This is a genomic window from Thermoplasmata archaeon, assembly GCA_035532555.1.
Lineage (GTDB): Archaea > Thermoplasmatota > Thermoplasmata > Lutacidiplasmatales > UBA184 > Lutacidiplasma.
This window is the reverse complement of record DATKQS010000012.1, coordinates 46,323-64,114: the sequence shown is the minus strand read 5'-3', so window position 1 is coordinate 64,114 and position 17,792 is coordinate 46,323. Positions and strand designations below refer to the sequence as shown.

17 protein-coding genes are annotated in these 17,792 nt (G+C 67.4%); 13 read left to right on the top strand and 4 right to left on the bottom strand.

The features are described 5' to 3' along the window. Positions 1 to 68 precede the first annotated feature (68 nt). From VMV28_03430 to VMV28_03400, 7 genes are all read left to right on the top strand, one after another. Positions 69 to 1,703, top strand: a complete 1,635-nt coding sequence (locus tag VMV28_03430) for a CTP synthase (GenBank protein ID HUZ79652.1) — start codon at positions 69 to 71, stop codon at positions 1,701 to 1,703. Beyond that, positions 1,585 to 2,985, top strand: coding sequence for an aspartate--tRNA(Asn) ligase (gene aspS, locus VMV28_03425; GenBank protein HUZ79651.1), 1,401 nt, complete (start codon positions 1,585 to 1,587; stop codon positions 2,983 to 2,985). The genes VMV28_03430 and aspS overlap by 119 nt, the downstream gene beginning before the upstream one ends. A gap of 13 nt (positions 2,986 to 2,998) precedes the next feature. Next, a complete protein-coding gene (locus VMV28_03420) occupies positions 2,999 to 5,128 on the top strand; it encodes a minichromosome maintenance protein MCM (GenBank protein HUZ79650.1) in 2,130 nt (709 codons plus the stop codon). 70 nt (positions 5,129 to 5,198) lie between these two features. Continuing rightward, positions 5,199 to 5,516 carry a DUF424 family protein gene (locus VMV28_03415; protein ID HUZ79649.1) on the top strand — a complete coding sequence of 106 codons (318 nt, stop codon included), beginning with the start codon at positions 5,199 to 5,201 and terminating at the stop codon, positions 5,514 to 5,516. Between the two features lie 12 nt (positions 5,517 to 5,528). After that, the gene (locus VMV28_03410) at positions 5,529 to 6,287 is read left to right on the top strand and encodes a 60S ribosomal export protein NMD3 (GenBank protein HUZ79648.1); all 759 of its coding nucleotides are present in this window, start codon (positions 5,529 to 5,531) and stop codon (positions 6,285 to 6,287) included. Between the two features lie 85 nt (positions 6,288 to 6,372). Next, positions 6,373 to 6,747 (top strand): cell division protein SepF, encoded by a 375-nt coding sequence (gene sepF, locus VMV28_03405; protein HUZ79647.1) that lies wholly within the window; start codon positions 6,373 to 6,375, stop codon positions 6,745 to 6,747. 12 nt (positions 6,748 to 6,759) lie between these two features. Beyond that, complete coding sequence (locus tag VMV28_03400) at positions 6,760 to 8,283, top strand: leucyl aminopeptidase (protein HUZ79646.1); 1,524 nt, start codon at positions 6,760 to 6,762, stop codon at positions 8,281 to 8,283. Between the two features lie 14 nt (positions 8,284 to 8,297). On the opposite strand, the gene VMV28_03395 is transcribed toward VMV28_03400, so the two are convergent. Next, positions 8,298 to 9,746 (bottom strand): ATP-binding protein, encoded by a 1,449-nt coding sequence (locus VMV28_03395; GenBank protein HUZ79645.1) that lies wholly within the window; start codon positions 9,744 to 9,746, stop codon positions 8,298 to 8,300. Between the two features lie 167 nt (positions 9,747 to 9,913). Here VMV28_03395 and VMV28_03390 point away from each other — a divergent pair, with 167 nt between their 5' ends. After that, entirely contained in the window at positions 9,914 to 10,780 is an 867-nt protein-coding gene (locus VMV28_03390) for a hypothetical protein (protein HUZ79644.1), read from the top strand. Between the two features lie 15 nt (positions 10,781 to 10,795). On the opposite strand, the gene VMV28_03385 is transcribed toward VMV28_03390, so the two are convergent. Beyond that, on the bottom strand, positions 10,796 to 11,653 hold the full coding sequence (locus VMV28_03385) for a glycosyltransferase (protein HUZ79643.1): 858 nt from the start codon (positions 11,651 to 11,653) through the stop codon (positions 10,796 to 10,798). Continuing rightward, positions 11,643 to 11,846 carry a PRC-barrel domain-containing protein gene (locus tag VMV28_03380; GenBank protein HUZ79642.1) on the bottom strand — a complete coding sequence of 68 codons (204 nt, stop codon included), beginning with the start codon at positions 11,844 to 11,846 and terminating at the stop codon, positions 11,643 to 11,645. The genes VMV28_03385 and VMV28_03380 overlap by 11 nt, the downstream gene beginning before the upstream one ends. Positions 11,847 to 12,068: 222 nt before the next feature. On the opposite strand from VMV28_03380, the gene VMV28_03375 reads away from it, so the two are divergent. From VMV28_03375 to VMV28_03355, 5 genes are all read left to right on the top strand, one after another. Continuing rightward, complete coding sequence (locus VMV28_03375; protein HUZ79641.1) at positions 12,069 to 12,434, top strand: 50S ribosomal protein L18e; 366 nt, start codon at positions 12,069 to 12,071, stop codon at positions 12,432 to 12,434. Next, the gene (locus tag VMV28_03370) at positions 12,427 to 12,879 is read left to right on the top strand and encodes a 50S ribosomal protein L13 (protein HUZ79640.1); all 453 of its coding nucleotides are present in this window, start codon (positions 12,427 to 12,429) and stop codon (positions 12,877 to 12,879) included. The genes VMV28_03375 and VMV28_03370 overlap by 8 nt, the downstream gene beginning before the upstream one ends. Then, positions 12,876 to 13,283, top strand: coding sequence for a 30S ribosomal protein S9 (locus VMV28_03365; GenBank protein HUZ79639.1), 408 nt, complete (start codon positions 12,876 to 12,878; stop codon positions 13,281 to 13,283). Before VMV28_03370 ends, VMV28_03365 begins: the two co-directional genes overlap by 4 nt. A 31-nt stretch (positions 13,284 to 13,314) precedes the next feature. Then, positions 13,315 to 13,506 carry a DNA-directed RNA polymerase subunit N gene (locus VMV28_03360; protein ID HUZ79638.1) on the top strand — a complete coding sequence of 64 codons (192 nt, stop codon included), beginning with the start codon at positions 13,315 to 13,317 and terminating at the stop codon, positions 13,504 to 13,506. An 88-nt stretch (positions 13,507 to 13,594) separates the two neighbouring features. Next, on the top strand, positions 13,595 to 14,323 hold the full coding sequence (locus VMV28_03355; protein HUZ79637.1) for a class I SAM-dependent methyltransferase: 729 nt from the start codon (positions 13,595 to 13,597) through the stop codon (positions 14,321 to 14,323). Between the two features lie 15 nt (positions 14,324 to 14,338). Here the strand turns inward: VMV28_03355 and VMV28_03350 are convergent, their stop codons facing one another. Beyond that, on the bottom strand, positions 14,339 to 17,686 hold the full coding sequence (locus VMV28_03350; GenBank protein HUZ79636.1) for a PKD domain-containing protein: 3,348 nt from the start codon (positions 17,684 to 17,686) through the stop codon (positions 14,339 to 14,341). Between the last annotated feature and the right edge of the window lie 106 nt (positions 17,687 to 17,792).

The window sequence follows — 17,792 nt, the reverse complement described above, 5'->3', positions numbered from 1 at the left end:
GGGGCAGATTCCAATGCTCGCCCAGAGACCTTATGGGAGGGATTCCTTACCCGCGGCCGAGGTGTTTTGTGAAGGTCCTGGTGGTCAGCGGGGGCGTGATTTCGGGCCTCGGGAAGGGCATCACCACCTCCTCGCTCGGACGTCTGCTCAAGGCCCGCGGGATCCCGGTCACGATCCTCAAGATCGATCCCTACCTCAATGTCGACGCGGGCACGATGAACCCGTACCAGCACGGCGAGGTCTTCGTGCTAGACGATGGGACCGAGGCCGACCTCGACCTCGGCAACTACGAACGGTTCCTGGGACAGAGCCTGTCCGGGACCCACAACCTGACCACGGGGAAGATCTACCGAGCGGTCATCGAGAAGGAGCGACGTGGCGACTATCTCGGCAACACCGTTCAGATTATCCCGCATGTCACCGGCGAGATCAAGCGGGCGATCCGCGAGGTGGCGCAGTCGGCCGGTGCCGAGGTGGTCCTGGTCGAGGTCGGAGGCACCGTCGGAGACATCGAGTCGATGCCGTTCCTCGAAGCCCTGCGCGAGCTCTCCTACGAGCTGGGGGACGGCCACATGGTGTTCGTCCATACAACGCTCGTTCCGGTCGTCGGGCCGGTCGGCGAGGCCAAGACCAAACCCACTCAGCACTCGGTCCGCGAACTGCGCGCGATCGGGATCCGGCCGAACCTGATCGTGGCGCGCGGTCCGTTGCCCCTCGCCCCGGATATCAAGGCGAAGATCTCGCTGTTCTGTGACGTTCCGCCCGAGGCCGTGATCTCGGTGCCGGACCAGTCGACCGTGTACGAGGTTCCCCTCGTGCTCGAGGCCCAGGGCGTCGGCCCACTCCTCGAACGTCTCCTCGGCCTGCCCGAGCGCCGCCCGGACTACAGTGCGTGGAAGGAGTTCTTGGCAACCTACCGGCGCGCGCAGGGATCCATCGAGATCGCGGTGGTTGGGAAGTACACCGAGCTTCGCGACGCCTACCTCTCACATTCGGAGGCGTTCCACCATTGCCAGGGCCACCTCGGGTGCGACATCCGGCTGCAATGGTACGACGCCGAGGACATCGCGAAGAACCCGACGCTCCTCGGCCGCCTCGAGCGGTCGGACGGGGTCCTAGTGCCCGGTGGGTTCGGCGCGCGCGGCGTCGAGGGGAAGGTCCTCGCGATCGAGCTCGCCCGCACGCGCGGGATCCCGTACCTCGGGGTCTGCTACGGGTTCCAGATGGCGGCGATCGAATTCGCGCGCAACGTCCTCTCGCTTCCCGGCGCCAACACGACCGAGGTGGACGCCGAAACCCCCGACCCGGTGGTCTGTCTGCTCGAGCAGCAGAAGGGACTCTCGGAGATGGGAGGCACGATGCGTCTCGGCACGCAGCGCGTGGTGCTGACCCCGGGATCGAAGATCGCGCAGTGCTACGGCGCCACCGAGATCTGGGAGCGGCATCGGCACCGCTACGAGATCAACCCGGCCTACCTCGATCGCTTCCAGGCACATGGCCTGAACATCACGGGGCACGCGGTGGACGGCCGCGTCGAGTCCTTCGAGCTCGCGGACCATCCGTTCTTCGTCGGCGTGCAGTTCCATCCGGAGTTCCTCTCTCGCCCCGAGGCCCCGCATCCGCTCTACCTCGCCCTGGTCCGGGCCGCACTGGCACGCAAGGAGGTGCCGACCCCTGCCGCTACCCCGCCGATCGTCCCGTGAGCTGCGCGAACTGGACGGCACGTCCGTTCGGATCGCCGGCCATCTCGAGGAGTACCGCGCGCTCGGGGGAGTCGCATTCGCTCTCGTGCGGGACCGGTCGGGCACGACCCAGGTCACCCTGAAGAAGGGCCAGGCCGACCCCGCGTTGTTCGCGCTCCTCGGCGAACTCCCTCGGGAATCGATTGTTGAGGTCGAGGGGACGGTCCATCGATCGGAGCGCGCGAACCGGGGGATCGAGCTCCTCCCCGAGCGCGTGAGGCTCATCTCTCGGGCGGAGGTCCCGCTCCCGCTGGGCGTCGTGGACAAGGTCCCGGCGGAGCTCGACACCCGGCTCAACCACCGCGTCCTCGATCTGCGCAAGCCCTCCGTGCGCGCGATTTTCGAACTGCGGGCCGCCCTCCTGAGCGGATTTCGACACTCGTTCATCGAGCGGGGGTTCCTGGAGATCGAGACGCCGAAGCTCCTGCGCCAGGGAGCCGAAGGAGGCGCGACGCTCTTTCCCGTCCAGTACTTCGAGGGGCGGGCCTTTCTCGCACAGAGCCCCCAGCTGTACAAGCAGATGCTCATCGGCGCCGGGTTCGAACGGGTCTTCGAGATCGCGCCGGCGTTCCGGGCGGAGCACTCCGACACCGTGCGTCACATCACCGAGTTCACGAGCCTCGACGCCGAGATCGGCTACATCGATGGCCCCGACGACGTCCGCGACGCGCTCGAGGGCGTGATCGCCGACACCATCCGCAGCAGCCGAGAACAGCTCATGCGCGCCGACAATCCTCTCGCGGCCGGATTGCCGGAGATCGTGGTGCCGTTCCCGCGGATCCCGTTCGCGACCGCCGCCTCGTGGCTGAACCGGACCGACCTCAGCCACGACTTCGGCACCGAGGATGAGCGCGTGATCGGAGAGATCGCAGTGGAGAGGTTTGGCAACCCGTTCTACTTCCTGATCGATTACCCGACGGCCGTCAAGGCCGGCACGTTCTACGCGGGCCGACGAGACGACGACCCGAGCCTGACGGGTTACTTCGATCTGGACTACCAGGGCCTCGAGATCGCGAGCGGGGGTCCCCGCGAGCACCGCCTCGATCGTCTCGAGGCGCAGATCCGCGAAGCCGGGCTCGACCCGGCGTCGTTCTCCGGGTATCTCGAGGCGTTCCGGTACGGCATGCCACCGCACGGCGGCTGGGGGCTCGGCATCGACCGTCTCGTTCAGGCACTCGCCCGCCTCCCGAACATACGGGAGGCGCGCTTATTCCCTCGCGACCGTTACCGGCTCGAACCGTGAGGGGAACCCATCGATGGTCGCAGCGAAGCGGATCCTGCCCGCGCCGACCGAGCTCCATGCTCGGTGGCAAGCGGTGTTCGAAGAAGCGGGGCTGAGGGCCGACATCCTCGGGCTCGCCGACCGCTTCCCGGAGGAGCGCTCGCTCGAGATCCCCTTCCAGACCCTCGATCGGATCGATACGACCCTCGGGGACCTGCTGCTCGATCGGCCCGAGGACGTGCTTCCGGCCGGCGTCCGAGGCCTGCGCGAGCTCCTGCCCCTCGACCGGCCCGAGCTCTCGGGGCTGCGCTTGCGGATCACGGGACTCCCTCCGACCGTGCATCGGGTGATCCGCGACGTCCGAGAGACCGATCTCGGCCGATTCCTCGCGCTCGACGGGATCGTCCGCAAGGTCACGGAGGTCCGTCCCCAGGTCCGGGAGGCGGTCTTCGAGTGCGTTGCGTGCCGGACCGAAATCCACGAGATGCAGGACGCGGACGCGATGCTCTTCCGGGAACCACTCGAATGCCCCGAGGCCCAGGGCGGGTGCGGGAAGCCCCAGGGGCGGACGCGGTTCCGCTTCCTCGCCGACAAGTCGACCTACGTCGACTCCCAGCGGATCGAGGTCCAGGAGAACCCGGAGTCGCTCCGTCGAGGCGCCCACCCCCAGGGGATACCGGTGCTGCTGACGGAGGACCTCGCCGGCCACGTCATTCCCGGGAACCGGATCGTCGCGAACGGGATCCTGAAGGGAGTACAGCGCACGAGCGGAGGCGGCCGAGGCGGTCTCGTACGCAACACCGTCTCCGACCTCATGCTGATCGGCAACTCGGTCGAATCGAAGCAGCTCGAGTACGACGAGATCGAGATCACCGAGGAGGAGGAGCGGCTCTTCCTCCAGTTCCAGGACGATCCGACGGTGATCGACAAGATCGTCCTCTCCCTCGCTCCGACGATCAAAGGGATGGAGGAGGAGAAGGAGGCGATTGCCCTCCAGCTCTTCGGCGGTGTCGCGAAACGCCACCCGGACGGCATCCGGACCCGCGGCGACATGCACGTTCTCCTCGTCGGGGATCCGGGGACCGCGAAGAGCCAACTGCTGCGCTACATCGCCGATGTCGCTCCGCGCGGCATCTACACGAGCGGGAAGGGGGCCACCGCGGCGGGTCTCACCGCCGCGGCGGTCAAGGACGACTTCGCCGGAGGGCGGTGGGTCCTCGAGGCGGGCATGCTGGTGCTCGCCGACGGGGGGATGGCGGTCGTCGACGAGCTCGACAAGATGACCCCCGAGGACCGCTCCGCGATGCACGAGGCCCTCGAGCAACAGACCGTTTCCATCTCCAAGGCCGGGATCACCGCGACCCTGAATGCCCGATGCCCCGTGCTCGCCGCAGCGAACCCGAAATGGGGGCGTTTTGACGATCACCGGACCATCGCCGAACAGATCGATCTGCCCGCGACGCTGCTCTCCCGGTTCGACGTGATCTACTCGATCAAGGACCGGCCCAACCAGGAGCGGGACCGGACGTTGGCGAAGGGGATCCTGGGTTCGCACCGCGATTCGGAGCTCCCCGCGATCCCTGACGCGACCGGCCGGACCCCGGGGACCCATGCCGCGCCGTTCTCGGCGGACCTCCTCAAGAAATACGTGGCCTACGCGCGCCGGAAGATCCGGCCCGCGCTCTCCGACGCGTCGCTGACTGTGCTCGAGGACTTCTATGTCACCGTCCGACGGCAGGGCGAGGAGCCGGACGCCCCCGTCCCGATCACCGCGCGCCAACTGGAGGCGCTGGTCCGCATGAGCGAAGCCTCGGCGCGGGCGCGCCTGTCGAACGTCGTGACGGTCGAGGACGCGCAACGGGCGACGCGCATCATGGACAGCTTCCTGCACCGCGTCTCAAGCTCGGAGGGCAAGCTCGACATCGATCTGGTCACGACCGGGACGAGCCGCAGCCAGCGGGAGCGCCAGGACGTGCTGTTGAAGATCATGCGCGACCTCCAGTCGAACGACCCCGGCCGGACCTTCACCCTGGAGCAGTTGAGGGCGGCCGCCGAGCCCCAGGGGATCCCCCAGGACCGGGTCGATCAGTTGGTCTCTTACCTCAAGAACTCCGGGGAGCTGTTCGAGCCGCGGCCCGGAGCGCTCCAGCTCGTACGCTTCTAGGCGAGGCCGACCCGGGCGCCGACCGCGCCGCTCATAACCGTCGCTGGTGCTAGAAGGCGGAGGATCGACCGTGGCCGCGGCAGATGGGATCGTCATGCGGGTCCACCGCGTACGGTCCGAGATCGTCGTGGCGGCCTGCGATGCCGAACTCTTGGGCCGCGAGCTGCCCATCGGGCCGGGGCACGCCACGAAGGTCACCCCCCAGTTCTACGGCGAACGCCAGGTCTCGCTGGAGGAGCTCCTCTGGGCGCTCGAGCAAGCGACGAGCGCGAACCTACTCGGCCCACGAGTTCTGCGAGCGGCCGAGGAGGCCGGGTACGTCGGGGCCGGCGGATCCGGCACCCTCGGCGGCGTTCCGCACGCGATGATCTTCAGCATGAGCCACTAGGAGAGCGCCGAGATGGGTACGGGAGAGTTCTGTGCGGCTTGTGGCCATACGGACGTCGAGCTCATCGATGGGATCTGCGCGGAGTGCACGATGGGCCGCTCGATCCTCGTGCGGGCCCCGCAGCGGTTCAACGTAGTCCTGTGCCCGACGTGCGGAGCCCGGCAGGTGGGATCGCACTGGGAGCGCTCGGGCTCCTCTCTGCTCCCCACCGGAGAGGACCTGACCCCGGCATTGGAGGCCCATCCCGAGGTGGGCATCCGGACGGTGCGCTGGGAGGAAACCGGGTCGAGCGCGCTCCTGCACCAGTACATCGGGCGGGTGAGCCTGCGCTTCCGCGGGATCGAACGGGAGGTCGCGGTCCCGCTCACGGTAAAGGTCGATCACCACACCTGCCCGGAGTGCTCGCGCAAGAGCGGCCACTACTACACCGCCCAGCTCCAGCTACGCGGCACGCTCGATGGGCCCCGAGAGAAGGCGGGGGCGCTTCGCGCCCGGCTGGACGTCCAATGGGACGAACTGATGCACGAGGCGCGCGCCGACTGGCGCAAGGCGATCTCCTGGCGTGAGGCGCTGCCCGAAGGCTGGGACTACTACCTCGTGAACACCATGGCGGCCCGCTCCCTCGCCCGGCTCGCCCAGCGCCGCCTCGCGGCCGAGATGAAGGAGTCCGCGACCCTGTACGGCCGTAAGGACGGCCAGGACCTCTACCGCGTCACGATCTGTGTGCGGATCCCGCTCTCGCGGCGCGAGGCGGCGGCGGGGTCTCCCTAGGGGTCCACTCCCGGGCCGCCGAGGGCGTGGAACCATATGCTTATGAAGCGACTGCCCTCTTCTCGAAGGTACGGGACGATACGCCATGGCGAAAAGTGGGATCCTCAGGCGGCATCACGGGGCGGAAACATTGGAGGAAGGCAGCTTCCTCGATCTCGGAGCGATGGGATTCGAAGGGGAGGACTCTCCCCTCGGCTCCCGGGGCACCGTACGGATGGCCGAAGTGCTCCGCTACGAGGACGTTGGCACGTACTCGAAGCTCGCCTACCAGGGCGACATCGTGGTCCTGGACTACACCTCGATCGCCAACGATCAGGTGGCGATGCGGCGCATGAGCCTTGATCTCAAGAACGTCTCGAAGGATATCGGCGGTGATGTCGCGGGGATCGCCAAGAACCTGATCTGCATCACCCCGGCGGGCGTCCGGGTCGACCGGCAGAAGCTCCGTCCCACCCTGTAGGCGGATCGCTCCGTGAAGGTGCGCCTCGATCCCGGAGGGGCGCTCGCGGCGGACGCCGACGTTTCGATCGTAGGGGTACCCGAGGCCACGGGGAAGGATCCCTCGTTCCCTTCGTCGCTCGCGGCCGCTGACGCCGCGGTCGCAGGCGCGATCCAGCGTGGATGGGCCTCGGGAGAGGTCCGCGGCCGGTTCCAAGAGCTGAGCGTGTTCCACCGGACCGAGAAAGCCGGACGCATCGCGATCCTCGGCCTCGGCCCGCGCGACCGGCTCGACGCCGAGCGGATCCGTCGCGCCTCGGCGAGCGCCGTCAAAGCGGTGCGCGGGAAGGGCGTGCGCCGCGTCGCCTTCCATCTCGCGTCGTTCACCGGCCGCTCCGTCAGCCCCGAGGTGGCCGTGCGCGCTCTGACCGATGGGATTGGGCTCGGGAGCTACGAGTTCACGCGGTACAAGGCGCCGAAGGAGCCGCTCCTGGAGGAAGGAACGATCTGCCTCGGCTCCGAGCATCGCGCCCAGGCGCGCACCCTCGGCCGTGCCTTCGCCCAGGAACAGAGCCTCATCGAGACCGTTCGTTGGACGCGCGAGATTGCGAACCTTCCAGCGAACGAGGCGCACCCCTCGCGGCTCGCATCTGAGGCGGAGGACCTCGCCCGGGCAGAGCATCTCAAGGTCACGGTCTACGACGAAAAGGAGCTCGCTCGGCTCGGCTGCGGAGGCCATCTCGCGGTCGGAGGGGGGTCGGCCCACCCTCCGCGGATGATCGTCCTCGAGTACCCCGGCGCCGGGGCGAAGGTCCCGACGATCGCGGTCGTCGGGAAGGGGATCACTTTCGACTCCGGAGGCATCTCGATCAAGCCGTCGCTCAAGATGGGGGACATGAAGTTCGACAAGAGCGGCGCAGTCGCGGTCCTCGGGATCCTCCGGGCCGCCGCCCAGCTTCGGGTCCGCCCGCGGGTCATCGGGGTGATGGCGTGCGCGGAGAACGTACCGAGCGGAACGTCCTACCGGCCCGGGGACGTGGTGAGGGCCTACGGAGGTTCGACCATCGAAATCGCCAACACCGATGCCGAGGGCCGCGTGGTCCTCGCCGACGCGCTCGCGTTCGTTGTCGATCAGTTCCACCCGGACGCCGTCGTGGACCTGGCGACCCTCACCGGGGCCCAGGTGGTCGCTCTCGGGGATGATATGGCCGGGCTCCTGTCGAACAACGACCGCCTCGCGACGCGGATCCTCGCGGCCTCCAAGGCGACGGGCGAGCCCGTATGGCGGATGCCGCTCACCGACTACCACCGGGAGCTGGTCAAGAGCGAGGTCGCCGACGTGCGCAACTCCATCGAGATCCCGCTCGCGGGGATGCTGACGGCCGGAGCGTTCCTGGAACATTTCGCCGGATCGGGGCCGTGGGCTCACCTCGACATCGCCGGCGCAGCGTACACTACGATCACGACCCGGCGGCTCCAGCCGGCGTACCAGGGCATCGGGGCGACCGCCTTTGGCGTACGACTCGTCACCCGGTTCCTGATCGACTACGCCCGCTAGGGCGCGATCGCGCCTCAGTTCTCGACGATCTGGACGCTTTCCCCGCCGTGCCGGGTCGCGCGGGGTCGGATCTCACAAAAGAGCGGGGTGTGATAGCCCCCTCCGGTGATCAGGGCCACCCCGACCGGGAGCGACTGGATCATCTCCGTCATCCCGGCGGTGAGCCCCTCGATGGACTGGCTGATCGCGCGCAGGTCGAGCGGGTTCGTCACCTGGAGGATGAGCTGGGTGTTGCACTGGCTCAGGACGCTCTTGTCGATGCGCGCGGCGCGCTGGGTGACGACGCACAGACCGAGACCGAACTTGCGGCCCTCGCTCGCGATCGTCTTCAGGATCCGAGAGCAGACCACCTGACCCTGCTGGGGAGCGAAGTTGTGCGCCTCCTCGATGACGAGGAAGAGCGGTGGGATCTTGCCCTTCTTCCGGTTCTCGAACAGGGTCGACGAGATCCGGGCGGCGACCAGCTCCTGCACGTCGGGTGCGACCCCGCGCAGGTTGATCAGCGTCGCCTCTCCCTTCTTCACGAGATCGCTCAGGCTCGTGCCCTGGGGTCCCAGGAGCTTGGTCTGCTCCACGTAGAGCAGGCGCTCGTGGAGCGTCTCCGCGATCGCCCCCTCGCCGCTCTCCGCGGCGCGGACGAGATCGGCGACGGTGTAGTCCGGGTTCGCTGTCGAGACGCGCTCGATGAGCTGCTTGAGCGGGGCGAGGAACGTCTTGATGTTCGTCAGCCCCATGAACACCAGCAGCTCGCGCGGTTCGAGGTGGTGCAGCGAGAACGTCAACGGTTTCGCCGAGGGGTTGAGGGAGACGTCGGGCGAGTACTCCTGGATCTGGCGGGAGAAGCCTTGCGATTCGACGCCGAAGCGGTGATGCGCGCCGTTCTTGTCGGCCGGCGTTCGCAGCGACTTGTACTCCCCGTGGGGGTCGATGATGACGCACGTGACCTTGTGGCGCAGCAGCTCCTCGATGAGGACCCCGAGGAGGTAGCTCTTCCCACCGCCCGTCTTGGCCAGCACGCTGACGTGGCGTTGGACGAGCTGGTTGATGTCCAGCTCCACTCGAAGGTCGTGGTTGCGCAGGAGTCCGATGTACGCGCCGGAGTTCGTGTGGTGGCTCAGGCCGAGCACCTTGGCGATGAGGGGGTCCTCGGCGCGGTAGACCCGAGCGCCGGGGCGGAAGGGGATCGTGGGGATCTTCACGAGACCCTGGGGGTCCCGAAACCCGACGATCCGCGCGATGCCGAGCAGGTTCTCGCGGATCGACGCTTCGTCGGCGGAGACGAGGGTGCGCGCGCGCTCGATGTCGAGATCGCTCTTGCGCTGGAGATCGTCGAGCTGGCAGAGCACGCTGCCGTGCAGGTCGTCCTCGACGCACAGGTAGTCGCCCCGCTCGACCGGATGGGTGAGGCTGAGCTGGAAGCGACCGAGACCGACGTCTCCGAAAATGCGGCCGACCTCCTCCACGCCCCAATTCAGCGGGCCGCCCGATATTAGCCTGCCGCGACCGAGGAAGCATCCGGCCGTGCCTCCGCCTTCGACCCGCCGCGGGATTCACGAGAAGCCCTTATATCGGCCGCCTCTCTCGAACGATGCCCCGGTCCCTATCGGGAGCGCCGGTCGGAGGTGGTCGGTTGGCCGACGCTACGCAAGAGCTCGAACGCAAGCGCATCGAATCCAATCAGCGGGCGGACGAGCACCGGGCGGCGCGCGACCGGCTCAACGCGGAGGCCCGTCAGATCGCGGACGAGCGCGGCCGCATCCTCGACGAGCTCCACGCGAAGAGCGCGGAGGCGCAGGATCACCGGCGGCACCGGGACGAGCTGAACGAGCAGGTCCGGGAGGAGAAGGCCCTCCGCGAGGAGTGGAACCGCAAGCTCCAGGAGACCAGCGACCGGGTCCAGGAGCTCAAGCGCAACCGCCAACCGCGCCCCGGAGCCGTCCCCGTCTGGCGGATGAAGAAGGAGCTCAAGGAGCTCGAGTTCCGCCACATGACGACGGCGCACACCACCGAGCAGGAGAAGCGCCTCATCGAGGAGATGAAGCGCCTCGAGCAGGCGATCCGGGAGCAGGACGAGCAGCTGCGCCGCGATCCCGAGGTCGATCAGGCACTGCAGGCCATGAACGAGGCCCGGGTCGAGGCCGAGAAACACCACGCGGCCGTCGGTCAGAACGCCGAGGCGGCTCAGAACGCCCACGAGGCGATGGTCGCTCTGTACGAGTCGGTCGACGAGCTCCGACGCAAGGCCGACGAGGTGCAGGCCCGGCTCATCGAGGTCAAGGGTCGCGCGGACGAGCTCCACCGCGCGCACATCGCGGCGATTGAGGAGGTGCGTGACATCGAGAAGATGCTCTACGCGACCCGCGGCGGCCGCGCCCCGGCCGAATGGGGCGAAGAGGCCGAGCCTCCGAAGGAAGAGGATTTCCTCGCCCGGCTCAAGAAGGGCGAGAAAGTCTCGACCGCCGATCTGCTCGAGCTGCAGAAGACCGGACGCGGGTAGTCCTCGCCGCTCCGCTCAGCGTTCCGTTCCCGGGCTCGCTACGATCGGAGACGATGCTGCCGGTGTGAGCCGGGAACCCCATCCGCCCACGATCCGCGCGGAGTATCCGAATGCGGCGGCACAGAGGCGGAGCCACGCCATACCGCCTCGCTGCCGTTGGAGGAGCCGCCGGGGCCGGTAGTCCGACCACAGCGATCCGTGCTTTTCCGTCAGCTGCTTGCGACCGTAGCCGTTCCAGAAGGCCTGATAGAGGAACCGGAGGACCGTCGTGCGCATCTGGTGGTAGACGACCGCGTCCGGGGCGTACTGGATCGTCGCGCCCCGGCGGACCGCGCGCAGGTTCAGATCGATGTCCTCCGCCGTGATGAAGCGAGGGTCGAATCCTCCCAGTCGGTCGAACAGCGCCCGCCGGTAGGCGAGATTGCAGGAGGGATATGTCACGTCGCTCCCCTTCTGGTAGAGCTCAATCCGCTCGAGCGCTCCGTACCGGACGCGACCGATCGGCTCCGTGCGTCCGGCGACCACCTCAGCGTGGCGGAGCTCCCGGCGCAGCGCGGAGAGCCACGCGGGGTCCGGAACGCAGTCTCCATCGATGAAGGCGACGAACTCCCCGCGTGCGCGCGCAACACCCGCGTTCCGCCCGACCCCGCGGGATCCGTAGCGCTGGAAGGCGAGGATGATGCCCGGATGGCGCCGGGCGTACTCCTCGGCGATCTCGAAACTCCGATCCCGGCTCAGCGCGTCGACGAAGACGATCTCGAACGGCGGCTCCTGAACGAGCAGGCCCTCGAACAGTCGACGGAGGTTCGGTTCTTCGTTCCGGACGGTGATGACGACCGAGACTAGCGGACGAAAAGGTGCTTCACTTGCCAATGTCCATCACGACGACGTCCTTGACGGCACGCATGCTCTTGAAGGGGAGCACGAGGCGGCCGGACGCGTCGCTCTGGAACAGGCGGGGCTCGATATCTTCGTTCGGGGTGACGAGGACATGGGCGATGATGCCGGTGACCGTATCCACGACGAAGTTGTCGATCATTCCGAGGATCTGTCCGTCGTTGGTCATTACGGTTTTTCCCCGTAGTTCGGTGAGGAATTTGCGCATCGTGGCCTCACTCGGCCATGTCGGGCCACGCTATTTAACCGTTGGCTGGATGGGAAGCGCCCGGTGGCGGTAACTGGCTAGTGCGCCGGGCGCCGCAGAGCCAAAACCTCAGGACGCACGCCCGGGCTCCACCGGCGGCCGGCAACGCTTATATCGGCGACCTTGGTCGGAGCCGTTCCGCCCATGGCCCCCATCTTGGACAAGCTGAATCCAGAGCTCTCCCACGCCGTGCGGGAGCTCCAAATCGCGGCCAAGGTAAACGACGCCGCGATCTGGGGGGCGGTGGCCCAGCGCCTCGGGCGCGCGCGTCACCAGACGAACCCCGTGAACGTGGGACACCTCGACCGACTCGTCCGGGGCGAGGAGGTCGTCGTCGTTCCCGGTAAACTCCTCGCCGATGGTTCGATCTCCAAACCGATCACGGTCGCAGCGTTCCAGTGCTCTCCCGCGGCGCGCTCGAAGATCCAGGCGGCCGGCGGAACCGTGTTGACGATCCACGAGCTGATCAAGTCCAAGCCCGACGGGGCGGGGGTACGGATCTTTGGCTGAAGCGGCGGCCGCCCTTCCCGCAGCGTCGGCGAAGGTGGTCGACGTCTCGGGCCTCGTCCTCGGCCGGGCATCGAGCCTCATCGCGCAGCGCCTCCTTGCCGGCGAACAGATCGTCGTGGTGAACGCGGAGAAGTGCGTCGTTACCGGACCGCGCGCGAGCGTGATCGCGCACTATACGGCCGCCCGCGCGCGAGGCTCGGTGCGCTCCGGGCCCCATTTCCCTCGCTACCCCGACCGGATCTTCCGACGGACCGTCCGCGGGATGCTGCCCCACCTCAAGACCCGGGGAAAGGAAGCCTACGATCGCCTCGAGGTCTTCATGGGAGTTCCGGCCGAATACCAGAGCACCCCCCGCGAGGTCCTCGACATCGCGAAGGCGCCGGCGACGCTGCGCACCGCCATCACACTCGGCGAGGTCTCCAAGCTTCTGGGGGCGCGTGTATGAAGGCGCCCACAGTCGTGCTCACGACGGGCAAGCGTAAGGAGGCGATCGCCCGCGCCTCGATCCGCAAGGGGTCCGGCCGCGTGCGCATCAACGACACCCCGCTCGAGTTCGTCGAGCCCGAGCTCGTTCGCCTGAAGATCCAGGAACCGCTGCTCATGGTCGGGGACAAGTGGAAGACCGTGGACATCTCCGTCCACGTCCAAGGCGGGGGCATCATGGGACAGGCCTCGGCGGCCCGGACGGCGGTCGCGCGCGGCCTCCTCGGCTGGATCAAGGACCCCGCGCTCGCCGAGATGTTCAAGCGCTACGATCGCTCGCTGATCGTGAACGACCCGCGCCGGAAGCTGCCCAAGCGCCCCGGCGGCCGCGGCGCCCGCAAGCGCCGACAGAAGTCCTACCGTTGAGCGGAGCGAGGGAGGGAGATCGAACATGACGATGATGATCCCGATCCGCTGCTTCACGTGCGGGACCGTGATCGGCCAGTTCTGGGACCCGTATCTCGACCGGACGGCGCGCGGGGAGAACGCCGGTGACGTACTGGACGCGCTCGGCCTCGAGCGGTACTGCTGCCGACGGATGCTCCTCACCCACGTCGACCTGCTTGACGAGGTCGGCCCGTACGGCTGAACATCGCGACGATTCTCGGCGACCGCCGCGCACCTCCTTTGACCGTGCGGCTGATTACTACGACGCCACTCGCGGCTTTCCTCCTGCGGTGAGCGACGAGCTCGGCGCCCGCCTCGCGGCCGAGCTCGATGGGAGATCCCTCCTCGAGGTCGGGGTGGGAACGGCCCGCATCTCCGCTCCTCTCGTGCAGCGGGGGATCTCGGTGGTCGGGGTGGACGTCTCGCGTCCGATGCTGCGCCGCGCCGTCGATAAGGGCCTCACCGCCGGTCTCGTTGCGGACGGGGCGCACCTGCCCTTCCGCGAGGGTGCGTTCGACGCCGCGATCACGGTGCACCTCACGCATCTCCTGGTCGATTGGGCCCACGTCCTCCACGAGATCTCTCGGGTGACCCGCACCGAGTACCTGTCGGTGCTCGAGGACCCCGAACGGCGCGACGGGCCGGCCTCGGAGTACTACCGGTCCCTCGCCGAGGAGGGGATCTCCACCGCGCATCCCGGCATCCACGAGCGGCGTTTGGCCGAAGAGTTGCCGCCGGACCGATGGCTTGAGCCCATCGAGTACACCGACACTACCAGCACGGAGGGGATCCTCCAGATCCTCGAGCACCGGCAGTGGTCGAATCAGTGGAACGTCCCGGAGGGACCCCACCGAAGGGCCGTACAGCGAGCCCGGGCGCGCTTTCCGACCGATCGGACCGGGGTGGTGGATACCTATCATCGGGTCCGCATCGCGGTCTGGTCGATCCCACGACTCGCCGAGCACGCCGCCCGATCGCGTGCGGCCCGGTCTACGAACACCCCGGCGCGGGGTCCGTAGAACCGACGGACCGCTCTACGCCTGCTTGTTGTCCTTCTTCGAGCCGCGCTCGAGGCCGGGCTTCCCCATCTTGGGGTTCGCACGGTGGGCGCGGCGGCGGAACAGGAACACCAGGAGCACGATGATGACCACCGCGACCGCCGCGATGATCCCGTACTCGATGTAGAGGTTGGTCGGGTTCTGGTTGATCGTGATTGGCGTCGACGCGATGTTCGGGCCGTTGACGTAGTTGGCCGGGAACTCGTTCGAGGCGGTCGCGTTCGCGTAGAGGATCCAGTTCCCCGTGGGGCCGGGCGTCCAGGAGATCTGCGCACGGACAGTGGCGTTATGCGGCAGGCTCGAGATCGTTCCGAAGGCCCAGGGGGTCGGGTTGACGACCCCGTTGGTGTAGTTGTAGAAGGCCACCGCAGTCGAGCCCGCGTTGACGATGAAGTTCTGCGAGCCGGTCCCGCTCGGGGCCATGAGGTAGAACGCCACCTGTACGTTGGTCGCCACGGCCTTGGAGCCGCCTCCGACCGTGACGTTAACCCAGATCGTGTACGACGTACCGGCGTTCATCGTGCCGGGTGCGTTCAGGTTGGTCGCCGCCATGATCGGCCGCGTCGTGGAGTTCGGGGAGACCGTGAGCGCCTGAGTCGTCCATGCGACGTTGGAGTTGCGGTCGGTCGTGGTCAGGTTGATCGTGTACGGTTTGGACTGCGGGGTCAGCCAGTACGTCCATGCACCGGGGTACGCGTAGCCGGGGGCGTTCGCGGTCTGGTTGTACCAGACCTGGATTGATTTGTTCCCGGTGTTGTTGATGTGCCAGGAGTACCGCACGATCGAGCCATTGTTCGGGTCGGTGGAGTTCGCGGCATTGAACCGGACCTGGGCGGTTCCGTTCGCCCCCTCGATGACACCGCTGCCCGGGACCGTCTGGCCACTGGAGTTCTGGATCGCGAAGGCCGGCACGGGCTTCTGCGTGTCCACGACCAGGATGACGAGCTTCGTGCTCGCGGAGTGGCCCGCACCATCCCAGACGGTGAGGGTCATGTTGTACTGCCAGCCTAGGAACGGCACGGAGAAGGTACCGACGAGCCCGTTCGTGAGGTAGAGGCCGTTTCCGAGGAAAGCGAGCGACCAGTTCGAGAGGAATCGCGCGCCCTGGCCGACCGAGAAGTTCGCGACCGTCTTGTAGTCGTTCGCGGTGACCACGAACGAGGCGACTGACAGCACGCTCGGGACGTGGGGCGCCGTGAAGTTGCCGGAGCTGCCCGATGCGTTGAACTGGATCGCCGTCGACCAGTTGAGGTAGAGGTACGTGGTGCCGCCGGGCGAGGTCTGACGGACCTGGGTGCCCGTCGCGTTGTAGGAGATATTCGCCTTCGTGAGGCCGGCCGGGACGACCCAGACGTGGAAGGCGACGGTGTTCGTGAGGCCACCGGAGTTCGTCACGGTCAGGCTGCCAGTGAGCGGAGTCGAGGTGGTCGGGGCAGTGTAGGTGTGGCTCGTCGTCGGGCTGTTGGTCGAGACGGGCGAGCTCCCATCCCCGAAGTGCCATACGAACTGTGAGCCGTTGGTCCCCGCGGGATAGATCGAGTTCGACGCGCTGAACGTAACGCCCTGGCCCTCTCCGACCACGACGGTGTAGTTGCCCTTGCTCTGGTTGAGGACGTTCGCCTGCGAGAACGTGAAGCTCGCGGCGGACGCGTTCACGGCGGCCGTGACCCCTCCGTACTTGACGATCGAGAGGGTCGCCGTGCCGCTTCCCGACCCGCTCGACAGCGGGGTGAGCGAGAAGGACGTCCACGTGCTTCCACTTCCCGTCGCGCTGAGCAGGGTGTTCGTCGGGGCGGTCGTCCCCGCCACGAGCGAGTATCCCTGGGGAAGGACGACGTTGTAGACGAACGCCTGCGCGCGCGTGGGGTAGCGGTAGTCGAACTGGAGCGTGTACTTGCTGTTGTTCGCCCGGAGCGTAGAGCTCAGCGCGTAGCTCTGGGCGTAGTTCAGGGTCAGTGTGGCGGTGCTCGTCGGACCGCAGGAACCGGCCGTGCAGGTGGACGCGTAGGTGAACGTGTTCGTGGCCGGCTCGGTGAAGGCGGTGCCATTGACCGTGGTCGCTGCCTGGACCGCCGGGAAGAACGGACCGGCCAACTGGATCGCGGACGCGGCCGCCCCCAGCGACGAGGCCGGGAAGTAGACCGAGGAGTTGTAGTCGAGCCCGAGCTGCGACCACAGGTCGCCGACCGAGGCGTTCGCGAAGTACGGGAGGACGGCGTTCGAGCTGAGCTGCGCCGTGGTGTTGACGGAAAGGGTTCCGTTCCCGGTCGTGCCGAGCGTCAAGCCCGAGAAGTTCAGCACGGTGTTGTAGACGGCCGGCGGCGTGATCGCCGTCACGGCCACGTTCTGGTAGACCGGCGAGTTCGCGGACACCGTCTGGGCGTAGTACGCGGTGGAGTAGCCGACCGACGACAGGAAGACGTCGAACGGCTGCGGCCCGCTCGCGAAGTTGAGGGGGTACGTGCCGAACGAGTAGAACCCACCGGGCGAGGTCCTGCCGGAGTAGATGTACCCGTTATTCGGGTCGTAGATGGTGACGTTCCCTCCGTTGGGCACGTGGACGGCGGGACTCGTTCCGGCGATGTTCTCGAAGCCCGAGATGAGGTAGTTGTTGGCCGAGATGTTGCGGAACTCGTGGGCCGCGTTGATCACGACCTGTGTGAAGTTGTAGTGCGTGGTCGGGCCCGGAACGATCGTCTCCGCGACCCAGGTCCCTTCGGGAGCGCGCAGGCTGTACGACCCGTTCGAGCTCGTGGTGTTCGAGCTCAGGACGAATGCGTTGTAGGCGGGGTCCAGGATCTCCACGGTCGAGACGACCGTTCGGCCGGCGTACGTGACGGTCCCGTTAAGGGTCGACGAGTACGGAAGAATCGAGACCCCCGTGATCGCCACGGGCGCGCCGGGTCCGGTTGAACTGAGGTTCGCCGCTGAGAAGTAGTGGAACGCGGGGCTCGGGTTCTGAGGGATGGCCGCACATGGGTTGCAGCCCGAGAGGCTGAGCTTCGCCTGCGGCGCGACCCAGGCGCCCCACCAGCCCGGAGCGAGCCCCGGGGCGTTGGTGGCGCTCGAGAACGTGAACTGACCGCTCGACCCGATCGTGGTGGTCGTGTAGGTCTGGTTCGTGGCCTGGGAGACGAGGCTGACCGTGACCCCGCCCGGAACCGGGTTAGGCGCGCCCGTCGGCTGCGTGACGTACCCGTACAGCGTGTACGTGGTTGTCGTCGTAGCCGGGGCGGCCCCGACCGGCACAATTGCGGCCAAGAGGACGACCAAGACCAATCCCACCAAGGCGACCTGCGGCACGGCTCGATGCAACGACTTCACGACTCCCGTTTCTATCGTCCCCCTATCGGAGGACTCGGCGGCGAACCTAGTCGCTATACATATAGCTTGCCTAACAAACGGTGCGGTCCGCCGCCGGCCGAGGCGT